Consider the following 25,850-nt stretch of genomic DNA (forward strand, 5'->3'; position numbering starts at 1 on the left):
CGGACCTCCCCCGCGCGGGGGAGACGGTCCCCACCGGTGGGGGAGGCGTCAACTCCCGTGCCCCGCCAGGCTGAAGCCATGACCAGTATCGACGTACGCGACCTCACCAAGGAGTACGGCACCGGGCGGGCCGTGGACGGTCTGAGCTTCAGCGTCCGCCCCGGCCGGGTCACCGGCTTCCTCGGCCCCAACGGCGCGGGCAAGTCCACCACCATGCGTCTCGTCCTCGGCCTCGACCGCCCCACCGCGGGCACCGCGACCATCGGCGGCCGGCCGTACGCCGCGCTGAGCGAGCCGCTGCGCCGGGTGGGCGCCCTGCTGGACGCCGGGGCCGCGCACCGCTCCCGCAGCGCCCGCGACCATCTGCGGGCCCTCGCGGCGAGCAACCGTATCCCCGGCGCCCGCGTGGACGCGGTCCTCGAACAGACCGGTCTCGCGGAGGTGGCCCGGCGCCGGGTGGGCACCTACTCGCTCGGCATGCGCCAGCGCCTCGGCATCGCCGCGGCCCTGCTCGGCGACCCCGGGGTGATCCTGCTGGACGAGCCCGCCAACGGCCTCGACCCCGAGGGCATCGTCTGGATCCGCACCCTGCTGCGCGGCCTCGCCGCCGACGGCCGTACCGTCCTGGTCTCCAGCCATCTGATGAACGAGACCGCCTCCTTCGCCGACCATCTGGTGATCCTCGGCCGCGGCCGCCTCCTCGCCGACACCCCCGTGCGGGAGTTCATCGACGCCCGCGTCCAGCCCGAGGTCAGGGTGCGCAGCTCCGACGCGGGCGCGCTCGGCGAGCTGCTCGCCCGGCACGGCCACGACGCCGTACGGCACCCGGACGGCGCCTGGACGGTACGGCACACCCGCGCCGAGGAACTCGGCCACCTGCTCGCCCAGGAAGGCGTGCCCGTCCTCGAACTGGCCGCCCGCGAGGGCACCTTGGAGCAGGCGTACCTCGATCTGACCGCCGCCGAAGCCGAGTTCACCACCCAGCCCCAGGAGGTCTGACCATGCCGTTCGTCCCGGTTCTCCGCGCCGAGCTGATCAAGATCCGCACCCTGCGTTCGCTCCTCGGCTCGCTGGCCGCGGTCGTCCTCGTCACGGCCGCCTTCTCCGCGCTCGCCTCGGCCTCTCCCGACGAGAACGACCCCGACCCGCTGTTCTCGGCGTTCTTCGGCATCAGCTTCGGGCAGATCGCCGCGATCGCCTTCGGTACGACGGCCGTGGCGGCGGAGTTCCGGGGCGGGGCGCTGCGGCTGACGCTGGCGGCCACCCCGGACCGGCCCCGCTGGTTCGCCGCCAAGGCCGCCGCGATCGCCCTGCCCGCGCTCGCCGTCGGACTGCTCACGGGAGCGGTGACCCTCCTGGTCGGCAAGGCCGTCCTCGGCGCCGACGGCCCGACCTGGGCACAGGGGCTGCGCGGCGCCGTCGGCTGCGGCCTCCAGCTCACCCTGATGGCCCTGTTCGCCGCGGGCCTCACCGCCGTACTGCGCAGCGGTGTCGCGACCCTCTCGATCCTGATCCCGTTCCTGCTGATCGTGTCCTTCGTGATCGGCGACATGTCCGCGGGCGTCGCCGACTTCCTCCCCGACCGCGCGGGCCAGGTCGCCCTGCACAGCACCTGGGACGGCCCCCTCGGCCCCTGGACCGGCCTCGCGGTGTGCGCCCTGTGGGCGGCGGCGGCGCTGCTGGCGGGGGCGTGGTCCGTGAGCCGCAGGGACGCCTGAGTCAGTCCGCGGCCGCCAGCCGCAGCCGCCCGTACTCCTCCGCCATCGTCGCCGCCGTCCAATGGGCGTTCAGACCGCTGGGGTTGGGGAGAGCCCAGATCCGGGTGTCGCCGATGGTGCGCTGCTGGGGGCCGATCCGGGCGGTGCGGTCGGCGAAGGCGGCGCGGTAGGCGGTCACACCGACCACGGCGAGCCAGCGCGGCGCGAGCTGCCGTACCTTCTCGGTCAGCAGCCGGCCGCCCTCGGTGTACTCCTCGGCGGTCAGCTCATCCGCCCGGGCGGTGGCGCGGGCCACGACGTTGGTGATGCCGAGGCCGTACGACAGCAGGTCCCCCTGCTCGGCCGGTTCCAGCCGCCGGGGGGTGAAGCCGGACAGGTGCAGCACCGGCCAGAACCGGTTGCCGGGGCGGGCGAAGTGGTGGCCGGTGGCCGCCGTCATCAGGCCCGGGTTGATGCCGCAGAAGAGGACCCGGAGGCCGCCCGCGACCACGTCCGGGACGAGGCGGTCGCGGGCGGCCTCCAGGTCCGCCTTCGAAAGACGCGGAGTCAGAGGATCGCTCCGGGGGTGTAGCCGGCGGCCTCCGGGCGCTGCTTGACGATCTCCTCGATCCGGCCGACGACCACGCCGACCTGGTCGGCCGCGGCGCCGGTGAAGGACAGCTTGTCGGCCATCAGCGCGGCCAGCTGGTCACGGTCCAGCGGCAGCCGCTCGTCGGCGGCGAGCTTGTCCAGCAGATCGTTGCGCTCGGCGCCCTGCTCGCGCATGGCGAGGGCGGTGGCGACGGCGTTCTCCTTGATCGCCTCGTGCGCGACCTCGCGGCCGACCCCGGCGCGCACCGCGCCCATCAGCACCTTGGTGGTGGCGAGGAACGGCAGGTAGCGGTCCAGCTCACGGGCGATGACCGCCGGGAACGCGCCGAACTCGTCGAGCACGGTCAGGAAGGTCTCCAGCAGGCCGTCCAGCGCGAAGAACGCGTCCGGGAGCGCGACACGGCGCACCACGGAGCAGGACACGTCGCCCTCGTTCCACTGGTCGCCCGCCAGCTCGCCGGTCATCGAGGCGTAGCCGCGCAGGATCACCATCAGGCCGTTGACGCGCTCGCAGGAGCGGGTGTTCATCTTGTGCGGCATCGCCGAGGAGCCGACCTGGCCCGGCTTGAAGCCCTCAGTGACCAGCTCGTTGCCGGCCATCAGCCGGATCGTCTTGGCCAGCGAGGACGGCGCCGCCGCCAGCTGCACCAGCGCGGTGACGGCCTCGTAGTCCAGCGAGCGCGGGTAGACCTGCCCGACCGAGGTGAACGCCTGGGAGAAGCCCAGGTGGGAGGCGATCCGCTGCTCCAGCTCGGCGAGCTTGGCCGCGTCGCCGCCCAGCAGGTCCAGCATGTCCTGCGCGGTGCCCACCGGGCCCTTGATGCCGCGCAGCGGGTAGCGGGCGAGCAGCTCCTCGACGCGGCCGTAGGCCACGAGCAGCTCGTCGGCGGCGGTCGCGAAGCGCTTGCCGAGGGTGGTGGCCTGCGCGGCCACGTTGTGCGAGCGGCCGGCCATGACCAGCTCGGCGTACTCGCCGGCCAGCTTGCCCAGGCGGGCGAGGACGGACACGCTGCGGTCGCGCATCAGCTCAAGGGAGAGCCGGATCTGGAGCTGCTCGACATTCTCCGTGAGGTCACGGGAGGTCATGCCCTTGTGCACGTGCTCGTGCCCGGCGAGGGCGTTGAACTCCTCGATCCGTGCCTTCACATCGTGCCGGGTGACCTTCTCGCGCTCGGCGATCGAGGCCAGGTCGACGGTGTCGAGGACACGCTCGTAGTCGGCGATCGCCTCGTCCGGCACCTCGATGCCGAGGTCCTTCTGGGCCCGCAGCACGGCGAGCCAGAGCTGCCGCTCCAGCTTCACCTTCTGCTCGGGCGACCAGAGCGTGGCGAGCTCGGCGGAGGCGTAGCGTCCGGCGAGGACGTTCGGGATGCGGGGCTTGGCGGGCGCTGAAGTCACGTGTCCAGAGTCTACTGGCGGTTTGTGCAGGCCAGCGCCACGCCCCCGTTCGTCGGAAGCTACGAGAGCGCGCCGCGCCCCGTCACGCCCGGCCCTCGTACGCCTCTCGGGCCTCGGGCGTCTCGTACGGCAGCAGCTCCGGGCGCTTGGCCGGCAGGCCGTCCCCGGAGGAGCGGCCGGTCAGCCGCCTGCCTATCCAGGGCAGCAGGTACTGCCGGGTGAAGCGGAGGTCCGCCATCCGCCGGTCGAGCCAGGCCGGCGGCGCGGTGGCCGCCATCGGCACCTGCCACTCGGTGTCCTCGGGCGGGTAGCCGAGCGTCTGCCAGACCGCCTCGGCCACCCGGCGGTGCCCGTCGGCCGTCAGATGCAGCCGGTCCACGCCCCACAGCCGGGGATCGGCGAGCGCGGGGGCGCCGTACAGGTCGACGACGAGCGCGCCGTGTTTCGCGGCCAGCTCGTCCACGGTGGCGAACAGCTCCTCCATGCGCGGCCGGAACCGCTCAAGGACCGGGCCCTGGCGGCCGGGGCTGCGCATCAGCACCAGCCGCCCGCAGGAGGGGGCGAGCCGCTCCACGGCCTCGGTGAGCAGCCCGCGCACCCGGCCCATGTCGCATGTGGGCCGCAGGGTGTCGTTGAGCCCGCCGACCAGGGTCACCACATCGGCGTTCATCGCGGCGGCCGCGGCCACCTGCTCGTCGACGATCTGCCCGATCAGCTTGCCGCGCACGGCGAGATTGGCGTACCGGAAGCCGGGGGCGCTCGCCGCCATCCGTGCGGCGAGCAGATCCGCCCAGCCCCGGTAGGAGCCGTCGGGCAGCAGGTCCGACATGCCCTCGGTGAAGGAGTCGCCGATCGCGACCAGGCTGGTGTACGGGGGAGAAGTGGGATTCGTCTGCATGGCGACAGCGATGGTATCCCGGCTCCATACCCAGCGGTCGGTCGGTCGGGGAGACCGACGCGCTCAGGCCGGCTGCCCGAACAGCTCCCGCAGCACGTCCTCCATGGTCACGAGCCCGGCGAGGCGCCCGTCGTCGCCGAGGACGGCCGCCACGTGGTTGCGGCTGCCGCGCATCGCGGTGAGCACGTCGTCCAGCGGGGTGTCCGCCTTCACCCGGGCGATCGGCCGCATGTCGCGCAGCTCGAACGGCAGGTCCTGGGGCAGGGCGTCCAGCGCGTCCTTGACGTGCAGATACCCGACGATACGGCGGCCCGGGTCGACCACCGGGAACCGGGAGAAGCCCGACTCGGCCGACAGCCGTTCCAACTGCTCCGGGGTGACGCCCACCTGCGCGTACACCACCCGCTCCAGGGGCACCACGACGTCCCGGACCGGACGGCTGCCCAGCTCCAGGGCGTCGTGCAGCCGCTCCTGGGCCCGGTCGTCGATCAGGCCCGCCTCGCTCGCGTCCTTGACGATCTCGGCGAGCTGGGCGTCGGTGAAGGTCGCCGCGACCTCGCCCCTGGCCTCCACCCGCAGCAGCCTGAGCAGCGCGTTGGCGAACGCGTTCACCGTGAAGATCACCGGGCGCAGCGCCCGGGACAGCGCGACCAGCGGCGGCCCGAGCAGCAGAGCGGCGCGCACCGGCTCCGCGAGCGAGATGTTCTTGGGCACCATCTCGCCCAGCAGCATGTGCAGATACGTCGCCAGGGTCAGCGCGATCACGAACGACACCACGTGGCCCACGCCCGGTGGCACGCCCACCGTGTGGAACACCGGCTCCAGCAGATGCGCGATGGCCGGTTCGGCGACCACGCCGAGGACCAGGGTGCACAGCGTGATGCCGAGCTGGGCGGCGGCCAGCAGCGCGGAGACGTGCTCCAGGCCCCACAGCACGCTCTTCGCCCGCCGGTCGCCCTCCTGCGCGAGCGGCTCGATCTGCGAGCGGCGCACCGAGATCAGCGCGAACTCGCCGGACACGAAGAACGCGTTGACCACGAGGGTGGCCAGACCGATCAGCAGCTGTACGGCGATCATCGCGCCCCCTCCGTCGTCCGGTCCCCGCGCTCGTCGTCCAGCGGCGCGTGCAGCAGCACCCGGGCGGCGCGCCGCCCGGAGGCGTCCACCACGTCGAGGCGCCAGCCCGCGATCTCGACCCGGTCGCCGATCTCCGGTATCCGGCCCAGTTCGGTGGCGACCAGACCGGCCAGGGTCTCGTACGGCCCGTCGGGCACCCGCAGTCCGACGCGCGCGAGCTGGTCGGTGCGGACGGCGCCGTCGGCCGAGTACAGGGCCCGGCCGCTCTCGTCCGCGCCGGCCGGGGCGAGGTCGGGCGTCTCGTGCGGGTCGTGCTCGTCACGGACCTCGCCGACGACCTCCTCGACGATGTCCTCCAGGGTCGCCACGCCCGCCGTGCCGCCGTACTCGTCTATGACGACGGCCATGGTGCGGCGGCCGGAGAGCCGGTCGAGGAGCCGGTCGACGGTGAGGGACTCGGGCACCAGCAGCGGCTCCCGCATCAGATGCGAGATACGGCGGTGGCGGCGGTGCTCGGCGGGCACCGCGAGGACGTCCTTGATGTGCACGGTGCCGACCACGGAGTCGAGGTTGCCGCGGAAGACCGGGAAGCGGGACAGGCCGGTCGCCCGGGTGGCGTTCGCCACGTCCTCGCAGGTCGCCTGCTCCTCCAGGGCGATGACCTGGACGCGCGGGGTCATCACGTTCTCCGCGGTCAGGTCGGCCAGGTTCAGTGTCCGTACGAACAGCTCGGCGGTGTCCGCCTCCAGGGCGCCCTGCTTGGCGGAGTGCCGGGCGAGCGCGGCCAGCTCCTGCGGCCCACGCGCGGAGGCCAGCTCCTCGGCGGGTTCGAGACCGAGCCGGCGTACGACATGGTTGGCCGTGTTGTTCAGCTGGGCGATGAAGGGCCGGAAGGCGGCGCTGAACCAGCGCTGCGGGGTGCCCACCCGCTTGGCGACGGCCAGCGGCGAGGAGATCGCCCAGTTCTTGGGCACCAGCTCGCCGACGACCATCAGGAACACCGTGGACAGCGCGGTGCCGAGCACCAGGGCCGCCGACTGCGCCGCGCCGCCGGACAGGCCCATGGCGCGGAACGGCCCGGCGAGCATCTTGGCGATCGAGGGCTCGGCGAGCATGCCGACGACCAGGTTGGTGACGGTGATGCCGAGCTGGGCGCCGGACAGCTGGAACGTCAGGTTCCGGACGGCCTTCAGGGCGCCCGCGGCGCCCCGCTCGCCGCGCTGCGCGGCCCGCTCCAGCTCGCCGCGCTCGACCGTGGTCAGCGAGAACTCCGCGGCCACGAACGCGCCGCAGGCGAGAGACAGCAGGATCGCCACCAGAAGCAGCAGCACTTCGGTCATCGGGTCACCCCCGTCCCATGATCGGACGGGGAACGGTGGGACGCGCGGTGTCGCGGGCCGGGGGGCTCGCCCATGGGTGGACGCTCACTACCTTTCACAGAGGACCGAGTGCTCTCTCCAGGGTAAAGGATGGGCAAAGCAGTGCCGGGGAGGCTGTGGACAACTCATCGGCCTCAGGCGGTGAGCGGCTTCACCCAGCGCCGCCACCGCTCCTCGGGCGCGTACCCCGCCGCGCTCCACGCGTACCGCGCCCGCTCATTGCGCACCAGCACCATCGCGTCGGCGCGCCGCCCGCCGAGGCGCGCGAAACGCTCCTCGGCGGCGGCCAGCAGGGCCCTGGCGACGCCCTGGCGCCGCCGCTCGGGGGCCACCGCGAGCCGGTACAGATGGCAGCGCCAGCCGTCGAAGCCCGCGATCACGGTGCCGACCAGCTCACCGTCCCGCTCGGCCAGGATCAGCGCCTGGGGGTCGCGCTCCAGCAGGCGCTCCACCCCGGCGCGGTCGTCGCTGATGCTGGTGCCCTCGGCGGCCGTACGCCAGAAGGCGAGCACGGCGTCGAGGTCATCGGGCAGGGCGGCACGTACGCGCAGCTCGTGCGGCGGCTCGTGCAGTGGCTCGTGCGGTGACTCGTTCATGCGGCCACCCTGATCGCGGCCGGCTCCCGCGCGCCGGGGTTTCCATCATGCGGACTCGGCGCGCAGCCGCTCGATCACCGGCGCGAACTCCTCCATCCGGGGTTCCAGGATCGTCAGGTTGGTGAATCCGTACCGCTCGCGCTGCGCCCTGATCTTCGCCACGACGTCCTCCAGCGGGCCCACCAGCATGATCGGCAGCGCCCGCGCGGCTTCCAGGGTCAGGTGCGGTTGCCGCTCCAGCACGGACGTGAGTGCCGTCCCGGGATCGTCGGTGATCGCCACCTGCTGGATCAGCAGGTTCAGCTCGGCGGGCTCGGCCCGGCCGGCCGCGAACTCCCGGTAGCGTCCCACCCGTTCGTCCAGCTCGTCGGCGGTGAGCGGTGCGAGTGACCGCGTGCTGCCCGTCCGGACGCCCGAGAAGGCCGCGATGTCGGCGTGCTCGGCGGTCAGCCGCAGCATCCGGTCGCCGTTGCCGCCGATCAGCAGCGGCACCCGGGCCTGCTCCGGGCGCGGCTGGTGCTCCTCGGAGCCGAGCAGCCGCGCCAACTCCTCGACGGTGTGCCGCAGATGGTCCACCCGCTCGCCCGCGGAGCCGAACGGCAGCCCGGCCGCCTCGTGCTCCTCCCGCACATAGCCGGTGCCCAGGCCGAGTTCGAGCCGCCCGCCGGTGAGCGCGTCCGTGGTCGCGACCTCCCGGGCCAGCAACGCCGGGTTGTAGAAACCCGCGTTGAGCACCAGCGTGCCGACCCGGGCCCGCTCGGTCGCCTGCGCCGCCGCGACCAGCGCCGGGAAGGGCGCCACCCAGCCGAGATGGTCGGGGACGAGGATCACGTCGTAGCCCAGCTCCTCGGCACGGCGGCACTTCGCGCGCCACTCGGCCGCGGACGCGGGCGTGAGCATGTTGACCCCGAAACGGAACCGGCGTGACATGAAGTCTCCTCAACCGTAAGCGAATTGACCTTCAGCTGGCATCCCATCACATCGAGTGCCGACATGTTCGGAGGGCGTTCACTCGTGGGCGATCGCGGCCAGCACATTCATCCGGGAGGCCCGCAGCGCGGGCAGCGCGGCGGCGACGACCCCCACCACCGCGGAGCCGACGACCACGGCCACGATCGTGCCCCAGGGGATCGCGAACGCCGTCAACCCGCGCAGCGCCAGCACCCGTTGCATGCACACGCCCCACACCAGGCCGAGGGCGAGACCGAGCACCGCGCCGAACACCGCGATCACCACCGACTCCAGCCGGATCATCCGCCGCAGCTGCCGCCGCCCCAGACCGATCGCGCGCAGCAGCCCGATCTCCCGGGTGCGCTCCACCACCGACAGGGCGAGGGTGTTGACCACGCCGAGCACCGCGATGACGATCGCCAGCCCCAGCAGCGCGTACACCAGGTACAGCAGCACCCCGATCTGGTCGTGGACCAGCTGCTTGTAGTCGCTCTGGTCGCGCACCTGCACCTGCGGGAACGGCTTGAGCGCCTGTTCGAGGCGGGGGCGCAGGTCCTTCGGCGCGGTGCCGGGCGCGGCGTTCACGTACAGCGCGGAGTCCTGGCCGCCGGGCGCGTATCGCTCCAGTGTGCCGAGACCGAAGAAGACACCGCCCTGCTCGCCGAAGCCGCCGGTGCCGGACTGCTCCGTGAGCGCGCCGACCGTCAGCCCCGCCCGGCGGCCGCCCGGGAACTCCACCGGCAGCACGCTGCCGAGCCGCACCCCGTGGTCCCGGGCGAAACCCGCGTCCAGGGCGAGGTGCCCGTCGGCCAGCGCGGCCGCCGAACCACCCCGCGCGTAGGACATGTGCACGACGTCGTCCAGGCCCGGACCGTAGCCGACCGCGCCCGTCTGCACCCGCCCGCCGTCGGGCAGCCGTACGGCGATCCGGGTCAGCCGCTGCGCCACGACCAGCCCGGCGCCCCTGGTCGCGGCCACCCGGTCGGCGATCTGCCGGGTGAACGGGGTGAAGTTGGCGTTCTGGACGGTGAAGTCGGCGCCGAGCCGCTTGTCGATCTGCTGGTCGAACGACGCCGACATGGACGCGCTCGCCACCGACATCCCGCCCACCAGGGCCAGGCCCACCATCAGCGCGGCGGCCGTGGCACCGGTACGGCGGGGATTGCGCAGGGCGTTGCGCCGGCTCATCCGGCCCACCGCCCCGAACACGGCGGGGAAACCCGCGCCCAGCACCCGGATCACCGGCCGCACCAGCAGCGGCCCGGCCACCACGGTCGCGATCAGCGTCAGCGCCACCCCGGCGCCCAGCAGCGCGGCGGCGGGCCCGGTGCGCGTGGCCAGATCGGGCGCCGCCGCGCCCACGGCCCCGACCGCCGCCCCGGCGATCGCCCGCGCCCGCAACGGCTTGCCCACACCGGCGACCTCGGCGTCCGCGAGCGCCGCCATGGGGGAGACGGCCGCCGCGCGCCGGGCGGGCAGATAGGCGGCCACGAAGGTCACACCGAGCCCGACCCCGTACGCGGCGACGGGCGTGCCCCAGCCGATCACCATCTGGGCGGCGTTCAGATTCATGCCGAACGCCCGCATCAGGTCGATCAGCCCGAACGCCAGTCCGATCCCGGCCGCGAGGCCGAGCGTCGAACCGACCAGGCCGAGCAGCAGCGCCTCGGTCAGCACCGAGCGCCGTACCTGCCGCCGGTCGGCGCCCAGCGCGCGCAGCAGGCCCAGCTCCCGGGTGCGCTGGGCGATCAGCATGGAGAAGGTGTTGACGATCAGGAACACCCCCACCAGGAGCGCGACCCCGGCGAAGCCCAGCATGACGTACTTGATGACGTCCAGGAACGTGCCGAGACTGGCCGCCGCCGACTTGGCCTGCTCGTTCGCCGTCTTCACGTCGTACGTCGCGGCGTGCGGGCCGAGCGCCGCGGCCACCCGGCGCGCGAGCTGCTCGTCGGAGACGCCCCGGGCGGCATCCACGGAGATGCCGGTGGCCCGCGCGGCCGAGCCGAGGAGCCGGTCCCCGGCCGCGGCGGGGTCCAGGAAGAGCAGCGCCGCGCCCGGGTTGGTCGTGGTGAACGTGGCGATCCCGACGACCCGCACCCGGAACATGCCGGGCTGCGCCTGCACGGTCAGCGTGTCGCCGATCCGCACCTTTCGTTTCCCGGCCGTGTCGGCGTCCAGCAGCGCCTCGCCCGGACCGTGCGGGGCGTGCCCGGAGGTCAGCTCCACCGGGCTGTGCCGGGTCGGGTACCAGGAGCCGGCGAGGGTGGGCGCGCCGTTGGTCGGGCTGATCGAGCGGTTGTGGCGGTCGACCACCACCAGGTTCTGCACCTGTACGTCGGCGCGCGCCGCCGCCACCCCGTCGGCCTTCGCCACCGTGTCCCGCAGCGCGGCGGGCAGTGTCTGCACCGCACCGCTCGCCCGCGCGGACATCAGATCGCGCTTGGGCTGCACGGTCACATCGGCGGCGGTGGAGGCGAACAGCCGGTCGAACGTGCGGGTGACCGTGTCGGAGAAGATCAGGCTGCCCGCGACGAACGCCACGGACAGCACCACGGCCAGCGCGGACAGCGCGAGCCGCCCCTTGTGCGCGAGGAAGCTCCTCAGGGTCGCCTTGAGCACCGGGTCAGTCCTCCCGCCCGGCATCGCCGCCGCGCGTGTCGTCGAGCCGTCTCGTCCGCTCCCCGTCGAACCGTTTCATCCGCTCCAGGACCCGCTCCGCCGTCGGCCGGACCAGCTCGTCCACGATCCGCCCGTCGGCGAGGAAGAGCACCAGGTCGGAGTGGGCGGCGGCGCCCGGGTCATGGGTGACCATGACGACGGTCTGCCCCAGGTCGTCCACCGCCCCGCGCAGAATGCCCAGCACCTCGAGACCGGCCCGCGAGTCGAGGTTTCCGGTCGGTTCGTCGGCGAAGATCAGCTCGGGCCGGGAGGCCAGCGCCCTGGCGCACGCCACCCGCTGCTGCTGACCGCCCGAGAGCTGGCTCGGCCGATGCCCGAGCCGTCCCCGCAGCCCGAGCGTGTCGATCACCTGATCGAGCCATGCCTGATCCGGTTTACGGCCCGCGATGTCCATCGGCAGGGTGATGTTCTCGGCGGCGGTCAGCGTCGGGATGAGATTGAACGACTGGAACATGAACCCGATCCGGTCCCGCCGCAGCCGGGTCAGCTCCCGCTCCCGCAGCCCCGTGATCTCGGTCTCGCCCAGCCACACCTGCCCGGCCGACACGGTGTCGAGCCCCGCCAGGCAGTGCATCAGCGTGGACTTGCCGGACCCCGAGGGCCCCATCACGGCGGTGAACCGGCCCCGCGCGATGTCCACGTCCACCGAGTCCAGCGCGAGCACGGCGGTCTCGCCCGCGCCGTATGCCTTGGTCAGCCCGCGGGCGCGAGCCGCGGTCCCCTCACCCGGCGCGCGGCCGGGGGCGTGCTGTGCGGCGGCGGATGTGGACAAGACGGCCTCCCGGTCACCGGTACGAGCTGTCCCGGGTGAGCCTAATGTGAGCGGCCGCACAGCGGGAATCGGCGGCGGCGGAGTCGGAGGCGACAGGGGCGCCCACGGGCGGGGTTCCGGCGAGCCCCGGTGGGCCGCGCCCGTGCGCCCCCTTGTGCTTCCGGCTCCGCTTGCCCCTGCTAGCGCTCGGGCGCTAGCGTCGAGGCATGGCGAAGACCCAGCTGAACGTGCGCGTGGACGAGGGCACCGCCCGCGCGGCGCGCGAGCGCGCGCTGGCCCGCGGGATGAGCGTCAACCGCTACATCGAGGAACTGGTCAGACAGGACACCGGTGAAACCGGCCGCACCTTCGTGGAGGCCGCCGCCGACTTCATGAAGCAGTACGAGTCCGTGTTCGCCGAGGAGTTCACCGAGGCGCGCGGCACCACTCCGGGCGAAGGACGCAGTTGATCCCTTGAGCGACTCCCCGAACGGGCTGAGCATCGACCTCGCCTGGTTGCTCATGCTCGCCGAACAGAAGACGCCCGGGGACCCGCAGGTCACCGACTGGGGCGCGCTGATCGCCGCCGTCGCCCGGCACCGGGCGGAGATCTTCGGCGTGCCGGTGTACGAGTCGCCGTACACGCGCGCCGCCGCCCTCCTCCAGCTGCTCATCCATGTGCCGGCGCTCGAACGCTCCAACGCGCTGTTCGCCTCCGCGGTCGCCTACGCCTATCTGGTCGCCAGCGGCGCCAAGGTCGTCACCACGCCGGAACAGGTGCGCGACCTCGCCCGGCTGGTCAAGGACGGCGCGGCGAGCATCGACGACATCGCCCGGGAACTGCGCCGCTGGAGCCTGTGATCAGCCGCCGCCCGATCCGTCGCCCGGGCGCCAGGCGGTCCCCAGCACGCAGTACGAGGCCGGCAGCCGCGGTCCGCCCTCCGGGAGCGACAGCTCGCGGTACGGCCCGAGTTCGAACCCGGCGCGGCGCAGCGCGGCCACCGGGTCCCGGGCCAGATGGCAGCCCCCGGCGAGCGCGGGCCACACCGTACGGTCGAGGGCGCGCTGGGCCAGCCGCATCGCCGGTCCGCCGCCGCGCCCGTGCTCGAAGAACCGCAGCTGCCCGCCGGGCCTGAGCACCCGCCGCGCCTCGTCCAGCGCCCGCGCCACATCGCGCACGCTGCACAGCACCAGCGACAGCACCACCGCGTCGAACGCCCCGCCCCGCACGGGCAGCGCCTCCGCCGCGCCGGGCAGCACGGCGACCGGCACCGGTGCGCGCCGCGCCGACTCCCGCGCCAACCGGCCCAGCAACGGCTCCGGTTCGACGGCGACGACCTGTGCGACGGTCGCGGGATAGCGGGCGAAGTTGAGCCCGTTGCCCGCGCCGACCTCGATCACCCGGCCGGTCAGCCCGGCGAGCAGCCGCCCCCGCACCCCGGCGAACCCGAGCCGCTCGTCAGCGCCGGCACTGACACGCGCGTAGTACCGCGCGAACACCGGATGCCGCACGGCCCCCGGCCCCGGCGCCTCGGACCCCAGCCGCATACCGACCTCCCGGACATCACGGACCTGGAGGAAGTATCCCCACGGTCCGCCCCGGACAGCCGCTAGGCGCCTTCCCGCGCGCGGAAGGCCTCCGCGTCCCAGGTGCCGTCCAGCCGCGGGGACAGCCAGCCCGGGGCCGACACCCTGAAGCTTGCCGGGGGCAGGGCGCCCGCGCCCGCGGGCAGGGCGCCCAGCAGGGGCGCGCCGGAGACCTCGGGCAGATCGGCGACATTGCAGCGGGTGGCCAGGTCGGGCGCGGTGGGCCAGCTGCCGATCACCACACCGAGCGGTTCGAGGCCGTGCCGGCGCAGCTCGCGCGCCGTCAGCTCCGTGGCGTTCAGCGTGCCCAGGCCCGCCTGGGCCACGATCAGCACCGGCGCGCCCAGCGACCGCGCCGCGTCGGCCAGGGTGCCGCCCGCCGTGTCGAACCGTACGAGCAGCCCGCCCGCCCCCTCGACCAGCACCAGATCGTGCTCCGCGGCCAGCTTGGCGGCCCGCTCGGCCACCTCCTGCGGATGCACCGGCGGCAGGCCGGCCCGCCGCGCCGCCGTGCCCGGGGCCAACGGCTCGGGATAGCGGGCGACTTCCTCGGCCGTGACGGCACCGGCGAGCCGGGCCACCTCGTCGGCGTCCCCGCGCTCGTCGGGCCGTACCCCCGTCTGGGCGGCCTTGAGGACGGCCACCGAACGCCCGGCCGCGAGCGCCGCCGCGGCGACGGCGGCCGTGGTGACGGTCTTGCCGACCTCCGTGCCCGTCCCCGTGATCACCAGTACCGGCATCTCATCCCTCCCGTGCCGCCGCGCACACCGCGCGCGCGATCCTCGCCACGTCCTCGTCGGAGGTGACGTACGGCGGCATCGTGTACACCAGATCGCGGAACGGGCGCAGCCAGACGCCCTCCGCGACGGCCGCACGGGTGGCCGCCGCCATGTCGACCTCGTGGTCCAGCTGGACGACCCCGATGGCGCCCAGCACTCGTACGTCCCGGACACCCGGCAGCCCGGCCGCCGGGGCGAGACCCGCGGTCAGACCCGCCTCGATCCGCTTGACCTCCGCCCGCCAGTCCTGGCCCCTGAGCAGTTCCAGCGAGGCGCAGGCCACGGCGGCGGCCAGCGGATTGCCCATGAACGTCGGGCCGTGCGCCAGCACCGGCACCTCGCCGCGGGAGATCCCCCTCGCCACCCGTGAGGTGCACAGCGTGGCCGCCATCGTCAGATAGCCGCCGGTCAGCGCCTTGCCCACGCACATCACATCCGGGGTGACGGCCGCGTGATCCGCCGCGAACAGCGCGCCCGTACGCCCGAATCCGGTCGCGATCTCGTCGAACACCAGCAGCACGTCATGCGCGTCGCACGCCTCGCGCAGCACCCGCAGATACCCGGGGGAGTGGAAGCGCATCCCGCCCGCGCCCTGCACCACCGGCTCCACGATCACCGCGGCCAGCTCGTCCGCGTGCCGCCCGATCAGCTCGCGCAGCTGCTCCGCGTACGACTCCTCGTACCCGGCGGGCGGCGCGTCCGCGAAGACCTGGCGCGGCAGCACGCCGGACCACAGCTCGTGCATCCCGCCCTCGGGGTCGCACACCGACATCGGCTGCCAGGTGTCCCCGTGGTAGCCGCCCCGCCAGGTCAGCAGCCGCTGCTTGCCGGGGCGGCCGAGCGAACGCCAGTACTGGAGGCACATCTTGACGGCGACCTCGACCGACACCGAGCCGGAGTCGGCCAGGAACACATGCTCAAGACCCTCGGGCGACATGTCGACAAGGAGCTTCGCGAGCCGGACGGCGGGCTCATGGGTGAGCCCGCCGAACATCACATGGCTCACGCGCTCCAGCTGCCGCCGCGCCGCCTCGTTGAGCACCGGGTGGTTGTAGCCGTGGATCGCCGACCACCACGACGACATGCCGTCCACCAGCTCGCCCGAGCCGTCCGCGAGCCGCAGCCGGACCCCGCTCGCCGATTCCACGACGAGCGGTTCGGCACGCCCGGGCATCGGTCCGTACGGATGCCAGACGTGCCGCCGGTCCAGCTCCAGCAGCTCGGGGACGCTCAGGTGGGGCAGGTCAGGCATTGGGCGCGAGATCCGTTCCGGCGCCCCGGCGGCGGACGGCGACCAGGTCGGTACGGGGCTCGTTCGCGGCCACCGGCTCACCGGCGGGCTCCGCGGGGGCCGGACCGCAGACCCCGGCGCCCTCGTGGCAGCCACCCGCGGCGGAGTCGTGGCAGCCGGTGCCGGCACCCTGGTGGCAGCCACCGCCGCCCGCCCGGTGCTCCGGCAGGGTGACCTGCTCGGCGCCCTCCACCTCGAAACCGGCGTCGGCGATCATCTCCAGATCGGCCTTGCCCGCCTGGCCCTCACTGGTCAGGTAGTCGCCGAGGAAGATGGAGTTGGCGAGGTTCAGCGCGAGCGGCTGCATCGTGCGCAGATGCACCTCACGGCCGCCCGCGATCCGCACCTCCACGTCCGGGCACACGAAGCGGACCATCGCGAGGATCCGCAGGCAGCGCTGCGGGGTGAGGTTCCACTCCTTGGCCAGCGGGGTGCCCTCGAACGGGATCAGGAAGTTCACCGGCACGGAGTCCGGGTCCAGCTCGCGCAGCGAGAAGACGACGTCCACCAGGTCCGCGTCGCTCTCGCCCATACCGGCGATCAGACCGGAGCACGGCGAGAGACCGGCGGCGTGCGCCTTCTGCACCGTGTCCACCCGATCGGCGTACGTGTGGGTGGTGGTGATCTCCCCGTAGGTCGACTCCGAGGTGTTCAGGTTGTGGTTGTAGGCGTCCGCGCCGGCCTCGCGCAGCCGTTCGGCCTGGCCGTCGGAGAGCAGCCCGAGGCAGGCGCACACCTCGACGCCCTCGTTGCCGTCCTTGATGGCCTTGATGGTCTGCGAGACCCGGTCCACGTCCCGGTCCGTCGGGCCGCGCCCGCTCGCCACCAGGCAGACGCGCTTGGCGCCGCCCGCGAGCCCCGCGGCGGCGGCCTGGGACGCCTCGTCGGGCTTGAGCCAGGTGTACTTGAGGATGCCCGCCTCGGAGCCGAGCCGCTGGGAGCAGTAGGAGCAGTCCTCGGGGCACAGGCCGGACTTGAGGTTGACCAGGTAGTTCAGTTTCACGCGCCGGCCGAACCAGTGCCGGCGCACCTTGCCGGCCGCGGCCACCACATCGAGCAGGTCGTCGTCGGAGGTGGCCAGCACGGCGAGCGCTTCCTCGCGGGTCGGCAGCTCGCGCCGAAGCCCCTTGTCCACCAGCGTGTTCAGCAGGTCCATGAGGCCCGATCCTGTCTTACGGGACCGCCCCGGGCCAAGGAGAGTTCGCACAAGGAACACCGTTCACCGTGTGGGTATTGCCACACGGTGGGTGCCGGGCGGGCCAGCTAGGGTCTGTGCGCTACCTACAAAACCTCCGGAGGACTCATGGCGTTCGGCTGGATCGAGGAGCAGGCCCGGGCGCGTCACCGGGCCGGACTCGTACGGCGCCTCAGCCCGCGCCCCGCCGCCTCCCCGCTGCTGGACCTGGCGAGCAACGACTACCTGGGCCTCGCCCGGCACCCCGAGGTGACCGAGGGCGCGGCCCGGGCCGCCCGGACCTGGGGCGGCGGCGCCACCGGCTCCCGGCTGGTCACCGGCACCACCGAGCTGCACGCCGAACTGGAGCGGGAACTGGCCGCGTTCTGCGGCTTCGAGGCGGCCCTGGTCTTCTCCTCCGGGTACGCCGCGAACCTGGCCGCGGTCACCGCGCTCGGCCCGCACGGCTCGCTCGTCGTCTCCGACGCGGGCAACCACGCCTCGCTCATCGACGGCTGCCGGCTCGCCCGGGGCGAGACCCAGGTCGTCGGGCACGCCGACCCGCAGGCCGTGCGCAAGGCCCTCGCCACCCATGAGGGAGCGGCGATCGTGGTCTCGGACACCGTGTTCTCGGTCGACGGGGACCGCGCGCCGCTGGCGGGGCTCGCCGAGGCGTGCCGGGAGCGCGGCGCGGGGCTCGTCGTGGACGACGCCCACGGCCTCGGCGTACTGGGCGACGGCGGCCGGGGCGCGGCGCGGGCGAGCGGACTCGCGGGCGCGCCGGACGTGGTGGCCACGGCCACGCTGTCCAAGTCGCTCGGCAGCCAGGGCGGGGTGGTGCTGGGTCCGGCACGGGTGATCGACCATCTGGTCAACGCGGCCCGCACGTTCATCTTCGACACCGGGCTCGCGCCCGCGGCGGCCGGTGCGGCCCTCGCGGCCCTGCGGCTGCTCGGCAGGGAGCCCGAACGGGCGGCGCGGGCCCGCGAGGTGGCGGGTGAGCTGCACGCACGGCTGACCGCCGCGGGTCTGGAGGCGGTGCGTCCGGACGCCGCGGTGGTCTCCGTACGGGCCCCGTCCCCGGAGCAGGCGGTGCGCTGGGCGGCCGACTGCCGTACGGCGGGTCTGGCCGTGGGCTGTTTCCGTCCTCCCTCCGTGCCCGACGGCATCTCGCGGCTGCGGCTGACCGCCCGCGCGGACCTCTCCGGGGCCGAGATCGCCCACGCGGTGCGGGTGATCGGCGAAACGCGACCATGAGTCGGCGTGACACGGCCGTGCTGCGCGGCTGATCGGGTCCGGCAGGTGTCTCGACCGGTCCCGCGAGCGTTCGGACCGGTCCGGCGGGTTTCAGCGGAGCGCGGCCACGAAGCCGGCCCAGCTGTCCGCGGAGAAGAGCAGCGCGGGTCCGGTGGGATCCTTCGAGTCGCGCACGGCGAGCAGTCCGGAGGAGGGTCCGGAGCGCGGCCGTGCCGTCTCCACGCAGTTGTTGGCTCCCGTGCTGTAACTGCTGCGCAGCCAGCGCACGTCGTACAGGTCGGTACTGGCAGGGACGTTCCGAGGCAGAGCTGACAATGGTGCCTCCTTACGCGCCGTCACCTATCCCGGCGATGTAGTCCAGCGAATCGTGGGGGGAAAGAGCGTGGCTCTGGAGGTTCCGGAAGGCCTCCGAGTACGCCCGGAGGTCTTCTTTCCGCTCCAGGTAGAGGCTACTCGTCAACTGGTCTAGAACAACCACATCGAGATCAGAAGTGCTCGGAAATGAGAAAATAACGAAAGGCCCGGTGAGGCCGACATGCGCTCCCGCCCCGAACGGCAGTACCTGGAGCCGCACTTGGGGCAACCGAGCCGCCTCCATGAGCCGCTCCAGCTGACGTGCCATCACCTGGGGGCCGCCCACCTCGCGGCGCAGCACCGCCTCGTCCAGGACCGCGGACAGCTCCAGCGGCGGGTTCGAGCGCAGCACGTCCTGCCGGGCCAGGCGCACCTCCACCAGCGCGTCCAGGCGCTCCTCGGCCAGGTCCTTGACGGCCGCCCGGGTCACCGCGCGGGCGTAGTCGGCCGTCTGGAGCAGACCGGGCACGACGGTCGTCTCCAGCGTGCGCATCGCGCGGGCCTGCGACTCCAGGCTGATGAAGTCCCGGTACGTCGGCGGGAGCACCCCGCGGTAGGCGTGCCACCAGCGATTGCGGTCGCCGTCGCCCTCCTCGGAGCCCGCCAGCATCAGCAGCAGCTCGCGCAGCTGGGCGTCGCGCACGGCGTAGGCGTCCAGAAGTAACCGGAGATCGGCCGGTTTCACGCCACTGGCACCCGTCTCGATACGGCTCACCTTCGACTGGTGCCAGCCGACCAGACGGGCCGCCTCCCCACTGGTGAGCCCCGCACCGGTGCGCAGCGTGCGCAGTTCGGCACCCAATTTGCGGCGGCGCACTGCCGGCCCGTTCTGCATGGGCTCCTCCTTACTCCTTACGGGCTGCCCCCATGCGGTCTCCCGTCGCAGAGTTCACCGCATCGAGCGACAGATATATGCACATCTTGGTGGATCGCTCCCCGTGACCGGTCCGGTGGTGGCAGTCTGACGAGGAAGCACCAGTCCGGGACCGTACTCGAACCATCCGCTCCATGGAGGACTCCGGTCCCGTGGGAAAGGGACGACGTCGCCATGGCAGACCACCTGGAAGCATCCGTCACCCTGCCGAGCGATCCCGCCTCGGTCGCCGCCGCGCGGTCGTACGTGGTGAGCACCCTGGCGGAGTGGGGTCTGCCCTCGGACACCGAGGCGGCCGACACGGTGCGGCTGATCGTCTCCGAACTGGCCACCAACGCCGTACAGCACACCTTCGGGCAGTCCCCGACCTTCACGGTCGACATCGCGCTGGAGCGCGACGAACAGCTGCGCATCGGGGTCACGGACAGTCATCCACGCTTCCCGAAGAGACTGCCCGCGGCCGTGCAGCAGGACAACGGCCGCGGCATGGTCATCATCCGCTGGCTCACCGCCGAGTGCGGCGGCAGGCTCCGCGTCCGCCCCACCCGGGAGGGCGGCAAGACGGTCTCCATCGACCTGCCCTGGACCGTCCCGGCCGAACCGGTGGCGACGGCGGGCCGTCAGGAGCCGTAGCGGGGGAGCCCGACGCGGAGCCGCGAAACGTTCATCCGGCGGGTGCGCGGGACCCGTCCCGGGCCGCCCGGGGGCTGGAGGCGGCGCCGGGTGAAGGGGGAAGGCACAAGGAGCGGCCCGGTGGCTGGAGTCGCTCCCCCGTGCGCGGGCGGGTCAGCTGACCCGGCCGTACCAGACGCTCTTGGTCCAGATCTTCTCCAGCCGCACCACGGAACCGCTCTTGGGCGCGTGCCAGATCTTGTTGTGACCGGCGTAGATGCCGACGTGGTACACGTTCGAGCCGTAGTGGAAGAACACCAGGTCGCCGGCTCTGCGGCTGCCCGAGGAGATGTGGTGCGTCTTGTTGTACTGCTGCGCGGCGGTCCGCGGCAGCTTCTTCCCGGCCTTCTTGAACGAATAGAGCGTCAGCCCCGAGCAGTCGAACCGTCGCGGCCCGACGGCCCCCCACTGGTACGGGGCGCCCCTCTTGGACGCCGCGATGTTCAGGGCCTTCGTCGCCATCGTCGCGGCCGAGGCATCCGTGGAGAGGCCGGGAACCGCGATCGAGCCGCCCACGGCGGCCAGGGTGAGGGCCGAGGCCGTACCGGCACGGGCCATCAGCGACGGGACACGATTGAGCGCAGTCATGCGCAACCCTTCGTCAGCCGCCTGTGAAGGATGACCTGTCGGATTCGGGCTGGCGAAGTAGCCCGGCCGCGTTGCCACGGCTTCACCCCAAGGGCCGCCCGAAGCGTCCGTCCGCCCGCTCACGCGGACTGCCGACCGTTCCGGGGACCCGTACTGCCTGGGTCCTCCACTCCTGCCGATCCACTCCTGTCGACCGGTCATCCGGGCGGCGGCAGGACTCGGCGTCCGCCCGGACCGCCCCGCCGCGGTGGCGGGGGCTTGTCGTCAGACAGGGATCTTCACCCACAGCTGTCCGAAAATCCCAACGGAATCGGGGATTTGTGGCGTTACTCACCACTCGCCCGTTCGGGTGGAAGCTGCTCTGTTCGATGCTCCGTCAGTTCCGGTGCGTAGCCCCGGACCTGGGAAAAGGCGGCCGCGCGCGGGGCACGGACATGGCCCGCGCGCAACTCGGGAGAACCGGAAACGGATCCGGATATACACCGGTCGGCGGTACGTCGTTCGGACCGTTTCGCGCCCGGACCCGGCGGTCGCGCGGACACCCCGCACCCACCGGATCCGGCGGCCGTCCGGATCAGTCCACGGCGTCCGGCGGGAGCGCGACGCGAGCGACCCGGCGCTCACCGTCGAGCACCCGCAGCGCCCGTGCCAACGTGCCCCCGTGCACCTCCCGCTCGCCCCGGTCGTGCATCAGCTCCAGCGCGTCGCGCAGCTCTTCCGCCTTGCGCACCAGCGCCTGCGCGGCGCGCAGCCCGCGATAGGTGTCCCCCTCGCGCGCCGGGTTGATCCTGCCGAGCAGATCGACCACCGACAGATAGTGGTCGACCAGCTCGCCCTCCGCGTGCGTCAGCGCGGGCAGCGGCGGCAGTTCCTCGGGCAGCACGGCCGGGTCACCGCTCGCCCGGCAGGTCCCGGCGGCTGGGCACCACGCCGTCCACCAGCCCGTACGACCGCGCGCCCGGCGCGTCCAGCATGAGATCGCGCTCCAGATCCTGGTGGACCTGCTCCTCGGTGCGCCCGGTGTGCCGGACCAGCATCTCCTCCATCAGGGTGCGCAGCCGGACCAGTTCGCCTGCCTGGATGAGCAGATCGCTCGGCTGGCCCTGCGCCGGCTCGGGCAGCTCGGGCTGGGAGAGCACCACGCGGGCGCCGGGCAGGGTGAACCGCTTGCCGGGGGTGCCGGCGGCCAGCAGCACGGCGCCGACCGAGGCGGCCTGGCCCAGGCAGTACGTCCCCACATCGCAGCTTACGTACCGCATCGTGTCGTAGACCGCCGTCATCGCGTGGAACGAGCCGCCCGGGCAGTTCAGGTACAGCGTGATGTCCCGGTCCGGGGCCAGGTGTTCGAGGTGCATGAACTGGGTGATCACATCACTGGCCGCCGTCTCGTCCAGGGGCGTGCCGAGAAAGACGACCCGGTTCTCGAACAGCTTCGAGTAGGGATCGATCCGCCGCTCCCCGAAGTCGGCGCGCTCGGTGAACTCGGGCAGGACGTAACGGGCGGACGGTCGGGACATCTGGGCACACCCCTCCTCACGACGGAGACCGGCGATCTCCGACTTCTGTACAGAATGTACAGGACGTACCTGACGTTATGATGGGGCTATGGCCTACGAGATTCCGGTGACGCAAGCCAGGGCTGAGCTCGCCGACCTGATCAACCGGGTGGTGTACGGCGCCGAGCGCGTCGTCGTGACCCGGCACGGCAAGCCGCTGGCCGCGCTGGTCTCGGCCGCCGACCTGGCACGACTCGAGGCCCTCGACGCCGCCGACGAGCCGGGCGAGGAACAGGTGGCCAGCTCGGTCTCGCGCATCCGTGAGTCCGCCGTCCATGAGGTGCCGTCCGCTCCGCGCGAACGCCAGCGCTTCGGCATCGCGGCGGAGTACCGGGGGCCGGGCGGATCCTGAACGGTCCCTGGCCGCCCCGCGGTTATCGCCGGTGCCATACGGCGGTCATGCGCCGCCCAAAGGCTGGTTAACGTCGTTGAAACTCCGGCGAACTAGCCTGCGGATCCATGCCACCGGAGGGTTTTTGTGCCCCCATTGATCACGGTCGGTCCCTGTTCGTCCGTGTGTTACACCTGACTCCCGTCGCGGTGGCTGCGGCACCCGGGCCCCGCGCGGTCCGGAGCGAGGACTGTGAGGTGGGACGTGCAACTGACCCCGCACGAACAAGAGCGGCTGCTCATCCATGTGGCGGCCGACGTCGCCGAGAAGCGCAGGGCCCGCGGTCTTCGGCTGAACCACCCCGAGGCGGTCGCCCTCATCACCTCGCACATCCTGGAGGGCGCGCGCGACGGCCGTACCGTCGCCGAGCTGATGTCCACCGGCCGCAAGCTCCTCACCAGGGACGACGTCATGGACGGCATCGCGGAGATGATCCACGACGTCCAGGTCGAGGCGACCTTCCCGGACGGCACCAAACTCGTCACCGTGCACGAGCCGATCCTCTGACGGGGGCCGCGATGATTCCCGGAGAGATCCTCTTCGCCGACGACCCCGTGCGCGTCAACGAGGGCCGGGCCGTCACCCGGCTCACCGTGCTCAACGCCGCCGACCGGCCCGTCCAGGTCGGCTCCCACTACCACTTCGCCGAGGCCAACCCCGGACTGGAGTTCGACCGCGCCGCCGCGCACGGCAGACGGCTGAACGTCGCCGCCGGAACCGCCGTGCGCTTCGAGCCCGGCATCCCCGTCGACGTCGAACTCGTCCCTCTCACCGGCGCCCGGATCGTGCCGGGGCTGCGCGCCGAGACCGGGGGTGCCCTCGATGCCTGAGATCTCCCGCGCCGCCTACGCCGACCTGTTCGGACCGACCACCGGCGACCGCATCCGGCTCGCCGACACCGATCTGCTGATCGAGATCGAGGAGGACCGCTCGGGCGGACCCGGCCGCGCCGGGGACGAGGCGGTCTTCGGGGGCGGCAAGGTCATCCGCGAGTCCATGGGCCAGTCCCGGGCCACCCGGGCCGACGGCACCCCCGACACCGTGATCACCGGGGCCGTCGTCGTGGACCACTGGGGCATCGTCAAGGCCGACGTCGGCATCCGCGACGGCCGTATCACCGCCCTCGGCAAGGCCGGCAACCCCGACACCATGGACGGCGTCCACTCCGACCTGGTGATCGGCCCCGAGACCGAGATCATCGCGGGCAACGGGCGGATCCTCACGGCCGGCGCCATCGACGCGCATGTCCATTTCATCTGCCCCCAGGTCGCCGACGAGGCGCTGGCCTCCGGCATCACCACCCTGGTCGGCGGCGGCACCGGCCCCGCCGAGGGCTCCAAGGCGACCACCGTCACACCCGGCCCCTGGCACCTCGCCCGGATGCTGGAGGCGATGGAGTCCTACCCCCTGAACATCGGCTTCCTCGGCAAGGGCAACACCGTCAGTCACGACGCGATGCTGTCCCAGATCCGCGGCGGCGCCGTCGGTCTGAAGCTGCACGAGGACTGGGGCTCCACCCCGGCCGTCATCGACGCCGCGCTCACCGTGGCCGACCGCACCGGCATCCAGGTCGCCATCCACACCGACACCTTGAACGAAGCCGGGTTCGTCGGCGACACCCTCGCCGCGATCCGGGGCCGGGGCATCCACTCGTACCACACCGAGGGCGCGGGTGGCGGGCACGCGCCCGACATCATGACCGTGGTCTCCCAGCCTCACGTGCTGCCCAGCTCCACCAACCCGACCCGGCCGTTCACCGTCAACACCGCCGAGGAACACCTCGACATGCTGATGGTCTGCCACCACCTCAACCCGGCCGTCCCCGAGGACCTCGCCTTCGCCGAGTCCCGGATTCGGCCCTCCACCATCGGCGCGGAGGACATCCTCCACGACCTCGGCGCGATCTCGATCATCTCCTCCGACTCCCAGGCCATGGGCCGGGTCGGCGAGGTGATCCTGCGGACCTGGCAGACCGCCCATGTCATGAAGCGGCGCCGGGGCGCGCTGCCCGGCGACGGCCGCGCCGACAACCACCGGGTACGGCGCTATGTCGCCAAATACACGATCAACCCGGCGCTCGCCCAGGGCCTCGCCACCGAGACCGGCTCCGTGGAGCGGGGCAAGCTCGCCGACCTCGTGCTGTGGGAGCCCGCCTTCTTCGGGGTGAAGCCGCTCCTCGTGCTCAAGGGCGGCCAGATCGCCTACGCGCAGATGGGCGACGCCAACGCCTCCATCCCCACCCCGCAGCCGATCCTGCCCCGCCCGATGTACGGCGCGATCGGCCGCGCCCCGGCCGCCAACTCCGTCAACTTCGTCTCCTCGCTCGCCCTGGAGGACGGACTGCCGGAACGGCTCGGGCTCGGCAAACGGTTTGTGGCGATCGACTCCACGCGCGCGGTCACCAAGGCCGACATGCGGGAGAACGACGCCCGCCCCGACGTCCGGATCGACCCCGACAGTTTCGCCGTGCACATCGACGGCGAACTGGTCGAGGCGACCCCGGCCGCCGAACTGCCCATGGCCCAGCGCTATTTCCTCTTCTGACGGCATCGACGACACCGTGCTGACACACGCGGCACTGCTCGTGCTGGCCGACGGCCGCTTCCCCGCCGGAGGGCACGCCCACTCCGGCGGAGCCGAGGCCGCCGTCAAGGCGGGGCGCATCACCTGCGCCGGGGACCTGGAGGACTTCTGCCGGGGACGGCTGCACACGGCCGGACTGGTCGCGGGCGCGCTCGCGGCGGCGGCCGCGCTCGGCCTCGACCCCCGGGAGCTGGACGCGGCGGCGGACGCACGGACGCGGCGGCGGACGCCCGCACGCCCTCCCCGGCGCTACGGCTCGCCGCCCGCCGACTCGGCCGCCAGCTGCTGCGGGCCGCGCGGGCGAGCTGGCCGTGCCCGGAACTCGACGGGATCGCCCGGTGCTTCCCCAAGGGCGCCCACCAGCCCGTGGTCCTCGGACTCGCCGCCCGGGCGGCCGGGCTCGGGCCCTCGGACGCGGCGTACTGCGCCCTGTACGAGAGCGTGAGCGGACCGGCGACGGCGACCGTACGACTGCTCAGCCTCGACCCCTTCGACGCGACCGGCGTACTGGCCCGGCTGGCACCGGAGCTGGACGCGGTCGCGCGGACGGCGGTCGACGCGGCGGGGAGAGCCGCCGCGGAAGGGCACCACGCGCTGCCCGCGGCGTCCGGCCCGCTGCTGGAGATCATGGCCGAGGCCCACGCCTCCTGGCCGGCCCGGCTGTTCGCGTCCTGATCTCCGCCCCGCACCACCCCCTTGTGAA

General features: G+C 72.9%; 28 protein-coding genes and 1 pseudogene. 11 read left to right on the forward strand and 18 right to left on the reverse strand.

The features are described from left to right. The first annotated feature begins 78 nt into the window (after positions 1-78). Both ACLF5H_RS09150 and ACLF5H_RS09155 read left to right on the forward strand, forming a co-directional pair. Entirely contained in the window at positions 79-999 is a 921-nt protein-coding gene (locus ACLF5H_RS09150; RefSeq protein WP_421675552.1) for an ABC transporter ATP-binding protein, read from the forward strand. Positions 1,000-1,001: 2 nt separating this feature from the next. Next, positions 1,002-1,718, forward strand: a complete 717-nt coding sequence (locus ACLF5H_RS09155) for an ABC transporter permease (RefSeq protein WP_421675553.1) — start codon at positions 1,002-1,004, stop codon at positions 1,716-1,718. Position 1,719: 1 nt separating this feature from the next. Here ACLF5H_RS09155 and mug read toward each other — a convergent pair whose 3' ends face one another. The 9 genes from mug to ACLF5H_RS09200 form a co-directional block, all read right to left on the reverse strand. After that, positions 1,720-2,208, reverse strand: coding sequence for a G/U mismatch-specific DNA glycosylase (gene mug, locus ACLF5H_RS09160; RefSeq protein ID WP_421675554.1), 489 nt, complete (start codon positions 2,206-2,208; stop codon positions 1,720-1,722). 56 nt (positions 2,209-2,264) lie between these two features. Then, complete coding sequence (purB, locus tag ACLF5H_RS09165) at positions 2,265-3,707, reverse strand: adenylosuccinate lyase (RefSeq protein ID WP_358668460.1); 1,443 nt, start codon at positions 3,705-3,707, stop codon at positions 2,265-2,267. An 82-nt stretch (positions 3,708-3,789) separates the two neighbouring features. Then, on the reverse strand, positions 3,790-4,605 hold the full coding sequence (locus ACLF5H_RS09170; RefSeq protein ID WP_421675555.1) for an SGNH/GDSL hydrolase family protein: 816 nt from the start codon (positions 4,603-4,605) through the stop codon (positions 3,790-3,792). A gap of 63 nt (positions 4,606-4,668) precedes the next feature. Continuing rightward, the gene (locus tag ACLF5H_RS09175; RefSeq protein ID WP_421675556.1) at positions 4,669-5,682 is read right to left on the reverse strand and encodes a hemolysin family protein; all 1,014 of its coding nucleotides are present in this window, start codon (positions 5,680-5,682) and stop codon (positions 4,669-4,671) included. Continuing rightward, positions 5,679-7,022 (reverse strand): hemolysin family protein, encoded by a 1,344-nt coding sequence (locus ACLF5H_RS09180; protein ID WP_421675557.1) that lies wholly within the window; start codon positions 7,020-7,022, stop codon positions 5,679-5,681. The genes ACLF5H_RS09175 and ACLF5H_RS09180 overlap by 4 nt, the downstream gene beginning before the upstream one ends. Before the next feature lie 173 nt (positions 7,023-7,195). After that, a complete protein-coding gene (locus tag ACLF5H_RS09185; protein ID WP_421675558.1) occupies positions 7,196-7,657 on the reverse strand; it encodes a GNAT family N-acetyltransferase in 462 nt (153 codons plus the stop codon). Positions 7,658-7,702: 45 nt separating this feature from the next. After that, positions 7,703-8,587, reverse strand: a complete 885-nt coding sequence (locus ACLF5H_RS09190) for an LLM class F420-dependent oxidoreductase (RefSeq protein WP_421675559.1) — start codon at positions 8,585-8,587, stop codon at positions 7,703-7,705. Between the two features lie 78 nt (positions 8,588-8,665). Beyond that, on the reverse strand, positions 8,666-11,230 hold the full coding sequence (locus ACLF5H_RS09195) for an ABC transporter permease (protein ID WP_421675560.1): 2,565 nt from the start codon (positions 11,228-11,230) through the stop codon (positions 8,666-8,668). 4 nt (positions 11,231-11,234) lie between these two features. Beyond that, a complete protein-coding gene (locus ACLF5H_RS09200) occupies positions 11,235-12,062 on the reverse strand; it encodes an ABC transporter ATP-binding protein (protein WP_421675561.1) in 828 nt (275 codons plus the stop codon). Positions 12,063-12,268: 206 nt separating this feature from the next. On the opposite strand from ACLF5H_RS09200, the gene ACLF5H_RS09205 reads away from it, so the two are divergent. Next, on the forward strand, positions 12,269-12,511 hold the full coding sequence (locus ACLF5H_RS09205; RefSeq protein WP_421675562.1) for a toxin-antitoxin system HicB family antitoxin: 243 nt from the start codon (positions 12,269-12,271) through the stop codon (positions 12,509-12,511). 52 nt (positions 12,512-12,563) lie between these two features. Continuing rightward, positions 12,564-12,902: a fic family toxin-antitoxin system, toxin component gene (locus tag ACLF5H_RS09210; RefSeq protein ID WP_421675622.1), complete on the forward strand. Its 339-nt coding sequence runs from the start codon at positions 12,564-12,566 to the stop codon at positions 12,900-12,902. On the opposite strand, the gene ACLF5H_RS09215 is transcribed toward ACLF5H_RS09210, so the two are convergent. From ACLF5H_RS09215 to bioB, 4 genes are all read right to left on the reverse strand, one after another. Next, on the reverse strand, positions 12,903-13,589 hold the full coding sequence (locus ACLF5H_RS09215) for a class I SAM-dependent methyltransferase (RefSeq protein WP_421675563.1): 687 nt from the start codon (positions 13,587-13,589) through the stop codon (positions 12,903-12,905). Between the two features lie 62 nt (positions 13,590-13,651). Then, a complete protein-coding gene (gene bioD, locus ACLF5H_RS09220; protein ID WP_421675564.1) occupies positions 13,652-14,368 on the reverse strand; it encodes a dethiobiotin synthase in 717 nt (238 codons plus the stop codon). Between the two features lies 1 nt (position 14,369). Then, positions 14,370-15,659, reverse strand: a complete 1,290-nt coding sequence (locus tag ACLF5H_RS09225) for an adenosylmethionine--8-amino-7-oxononanoate transaminase (RefSeq protein WP_421675565.1) — start codon at positions 15,657-15,659, stop codon at positions 14,370-14,372. Further along, positions 15,652-16,854, reverse strand: coding sequence for a biotin synthase BioB (gene bioB, locus ACLF5H_RS09230; RefSeq protein ID WP_421675566.1), 1,203 nt, complete (start codon positions 16,852-16,854; stop codon positions 15,652-15,654). The genes ACLF5H_RS09225 and bioB overlap by 8 nt, the downstream gene beginning before the upstream one ends. A 147-nt stretch (positions 16,855-17,001) precedes the next feature. On the opposite strand from bioB, the gene ACLF5H_RS09235 reads away from it, so the two are divergent. Beyond that, complete coding sequence (locus ACLF5H_RS09235) at positions 17,002-18,129, forward strand: 8-amino-7-oxononanoate synthase (protein ID WP_421675567.1); 1,128 nt, start codon at positions 17,002-17,004, stop codon at positions 18,127-18,129. Between the two features lie 90 nt (positions 18,130-18,219). Here the strand turns inward: ACLF5H_RS09235 and ACLF5H_RS09240 are convergent, their stop codons facing one another. After that, positions 18,220-18,444 carry a DUF397 domain-containing protein gene (locus ACLF5H_RS09240; protein ID WP_421675568.1) on the reverse strand — a complete coding sequence of 75 codons (225 nt, stop codon included), beginning with the start codon at positions 18,442-18,444 and terminating at the stop codon, positions 18,220-18,222. A 10-nt stretch (positions 18,445-18,454) separates the two neighbouring features. Further along, positions 18,455-19,318, reverse strand: coding sequence for a helix-turn-helix domain-containing protein (locus ACLF5H_RS09245; protein WP_421675569.1), 864 nt, complete (start codon positions 19,316-19,318; stop codon positions 18,455-18,457). Between the two features lie 213 nt (positions 19,319-19,531). Here ACLF5H_RS09245 and ACLF5H_RS09250 point away from each other — a divergent pair, with 213 nt between their 5' ends. Beyond that, entirely contained in the window at positions 19,532-19,990 is a 459-nt protein-coding gene (locus ACLF5H_RS09250; RefSeq protein WP_421675570.1) for an ATP-binding protein, read from the forward strand. Between the two features lie 153 nt (positions 19,991-20,143). Here ACLF5H_RS09250 and ACLF5H_RS09255 read toward each other — a convergent pair whose 3' ends face one another. From ACLF5H_RS09255 to ACLF5H_RS09265, 3 genes are all read right to left on the reverse strand, one after another. Further along, the gene (locus ACLF5H_RS09255; protein ID WP_421675571.1) at positions 20,144-20,617 is read right to left on the reverse strand and encodes a C40 family peptidase; all 474 of its coding nucleotides are present in this window, start codon (positions 20,615-20,617) and stop codon (positions 20,144-20,146) included. A gap of 574 nt (positions 20,618-21,191) precedes the next feature. Further along, positions 21,192-21,500, reverse strand: a complete 309-nt coding sequence (locus tag ACLF5H_RS09260; protein WP_421675572.1) for a hypothetical protein — start codon at positions 21,498-21,500, stop codon at positions 21,192-21,194. A gap of 7 nt (positions 21,501-21,507) precedes the next feature. Further along, a complete protein-coding gene (locus ACLF5H_RS09265) occupies positions 21,508-22,134 on the reverse strand; it encodes an ATP-dependent Clp protease proteolytic subunit (protein ID WP_421675573.1) in 627 nt (208 codons plus the stop codon). Positions 22,135-22,222: 88 nt separating this feature from the next. On the opposite strand from ACLF5H_RS09265, the gene ACLF5H_RS09270 reads away from it, so the two are divergent. The 5 genes and pseudogenes from ACLF5H_RS09270 to ACLF5H_RS09290 all read left to right on the forward strand — a co-directional run bounded on the left by ACLF5H_RS09270 (position 22,223) and on the right by ACLF5H_RS09290 (position 25,822). Then, positions 22,223-22,525 (forward strand): type II toxin-antitoxin system Phd/YefM family antitoxin, encoded by a 303-nt coding sequence (locus ACLF5H_RS09270; RefSeq protein WP_421675574.1) that lies wholly within the window; start codon positions 22,223-22,225, stop codon positions 22,523-22,525. A gap of 243 nt (positions 22,526-22,768) precedes the next feature. Continuing rightward, entirely contained in the window at positions 22,769-23,071 is a 303-nt protein-coding gene (locus tag ACLF5H_RS09275; protein ID WP_421675575.1) for an urease subunit gamma, read from the forward strand. 11 nt (positions 23,072-23,082) lie between these two features. Continuing rightward, on the forward strand, positions 23,083-23,394 hold the full coding sequence (locus ACLF5H_RS09280; RefSeq protein WP_421675576.1) for an urease subunit beta: 312 nt from the start codon (positions 23,083-23,085) through the stop codon (positions 23,392-23,394). Beyond that, positions 23,387-25,108, forward strand: coding sequence for an urease subunit alpha (locus ACLF5H_RS09285; protein WP_421675577.1), 1,722 nt, complete (start codon positions 23,387-23,389; stop codon positions 25,106-25,108). The genes ACLF5H_RS09280 and ACLF5H_RS09285 overlap by 8 nt, the downstream gene beginning before the upstream one ends. Before the next feature lie 19 nt (positions 25,109-25,127). Then, a pseudogene (locus ACLF5H_RS09290) lies at positions 25,128-25,822 on the forward strand (urease accessory protein UreF). Positions 25,823-25,850: the final 28 nt, after the last annotated feature.

The organism is Streptomyces sp. LaBMicrA B280 (assembly GCF_049222185.1).
Taxonomy (GTDB): domain Bacteria; phylum Actinomycetota; class Actinomycetes; order Streptomycetales; family Streptomycetaceae; genus Streptomyces; species Streptomyces murinus.

Excerpts from the sequence above, each read along its gene's own strand:
- ACLF5H_RS09255 (WP_421675571.1), bottom strand. The coding sequence starts at position 20,617 with ATGACTGCGCTCAATCGTGTCCCGTCGCTGATGGCCCGTGCCGGTACG.
- ACLF5H_RS09190 (WP_421675559.1), bottom strand. The coding sequence starts at position 8,587 with ATGTCACGCCGGTTCCGTTTCGGGGTCAACATGCTCACGCCCGCGTCC.
- ACLF5H_RS09235 (WP_421675567.1), top strand. The coding sequence starts at position 17,002 with ATGGCGTTCGGCTGGATCGAGGAGCAGGCCCGGGCGCGTCACCGGGCC.
- ACLF5H_RS09270 (WP_421675574.1), top strand. The coding sequence starts at position 22,223 with ATGGCCTACGAGATTCCGGTGACGCAAGCCAGGGCTGAGCTCGCCGAC.
- ACLF5H_RS09170 (WP_421675555.1), bottom strand. The coding sequence starts at position 4,605 with ATGCAGACGAATCCCACTTCTCCCCCGTACACCAGCCTGGTCGCGATC.
- ACLF5H_RS09285 (WP_421675577.1), top strand. The coding sequence starts at position 23,387 with ATGCCTGAGATCTCCCGCGCCGCCTACGCCGACCTGTTCGGACCGACC.
- ACLF5H_RS09205 (WP_421675562.1), top strand. The coding sequence starts at position 12,269 with ATGGCGAAGACCCAGCTGAACGTGCGCGTGGACGAGGGCACCGCCCGC.
- ACLF5H_RS09180 (WP_421675557.1), bottom strand. The coding sequence starts at position 7,022 with ATGACCGAAGTGCTGCTGCTTCTGGTGGCGATCCTGCTGTCTCTCGCC.
- ACLF5H_RS09250 (WP_421675570.1), top strand. The coding sequence starts at position 19,532 with ATGGCAGACCACCTGGAAGCATCCGTCACCCTGCCGAGCGATCCCGCC.
- ACLF5H_RS09280 (WP_421675576.1), top strand. The coding sequence starts at position 23,083 with ATGATTCCCGGAGAGATCCTCTTCGCCGACGACCCCGTGCGCGTCAAC.
- ACLF5H_RS09210 (WP_421675622.1), top strand. The coding sequence starts at position 12,564 with ATGCTCGCCGAACAGAAGACGCCCGGGGACCCGCAGGTCACCGACTGG.
- ACLF5H_RS09150 (WP_421675552.1), top strand. The coding sequence starts at position 79 with ATGACCAGTATCGACGTACGCGACCTCACCAAGGAGTACGGCACCGGG.
- ACLF5H_RS09185 (WP_421675558.1), bottom strand. The coding sequence starts at position 7,657 with ATGAACGAGTCACCGCACGAGCCACTGCACGAGCCGCCGCACGAGCTG.
- bioD (WP_421675564.1), bottom strand. The coding sequence starts at position 14,368 with ATGCCGGTACTGGTGATCACGGGGACGGGCACGGAGGTCGGCAAGACC.
- bioB (WP_421675566.1), bottom strand. The coding sequence starts at position 16,854 with ATGGACCTGCTGAACACGCTGGTGGACAAGGGGCTTCGGCGCGAGCTG.
- ACLF5H_RS09245 (WP_421675569.1), bottom strand. The coding sequence starts at position 19,318 with ATGCAGAACGGGCCGGCAGTGCGCCGCCGCAAATTGGGTGCCGAACTG.
- ACLF5H_RS09155 (WP_421675553.1), top strand. The coding sequence starts at position 1,002 with ATGCCGTTCGTCCCGGTTCTCCGCGCCGAGCTGATCAAGATCCGCACC.
- ACLF5H_RS09175 (WP_421675556.1), bottom strand. The coding sequence starts at position 5,682 with ATGATCGCCGTACAGCTGCTGATCGGTCTGGCCACCCTCGTGGTCAAC.
- ACLF5H_RS09265 (WP_421675573.1), bottom strand. The coding sequence starts at position 22,134 with ATGTCCCGACCGTCCGCCCGTTACGTCCTGCCCGAGTTCACCGAGCGC.
- ACLF5H_RS09215 (WP_421675563.1), bottom strand. The coding sequence starts at position 13,589 with ATGCGGCTGGGGTCCGAGGCGCCGGGGCCGGGGGCCGTGCGGCATCCG.
- ACLF5H_RS09225 (WP_421675565.1), bottom strand. The coding sequence starts at position 15,659 with ATGCCTGACCTGCCCCACCTGAGCGTCCCCGAGCTGCTGGAGCTGGAC.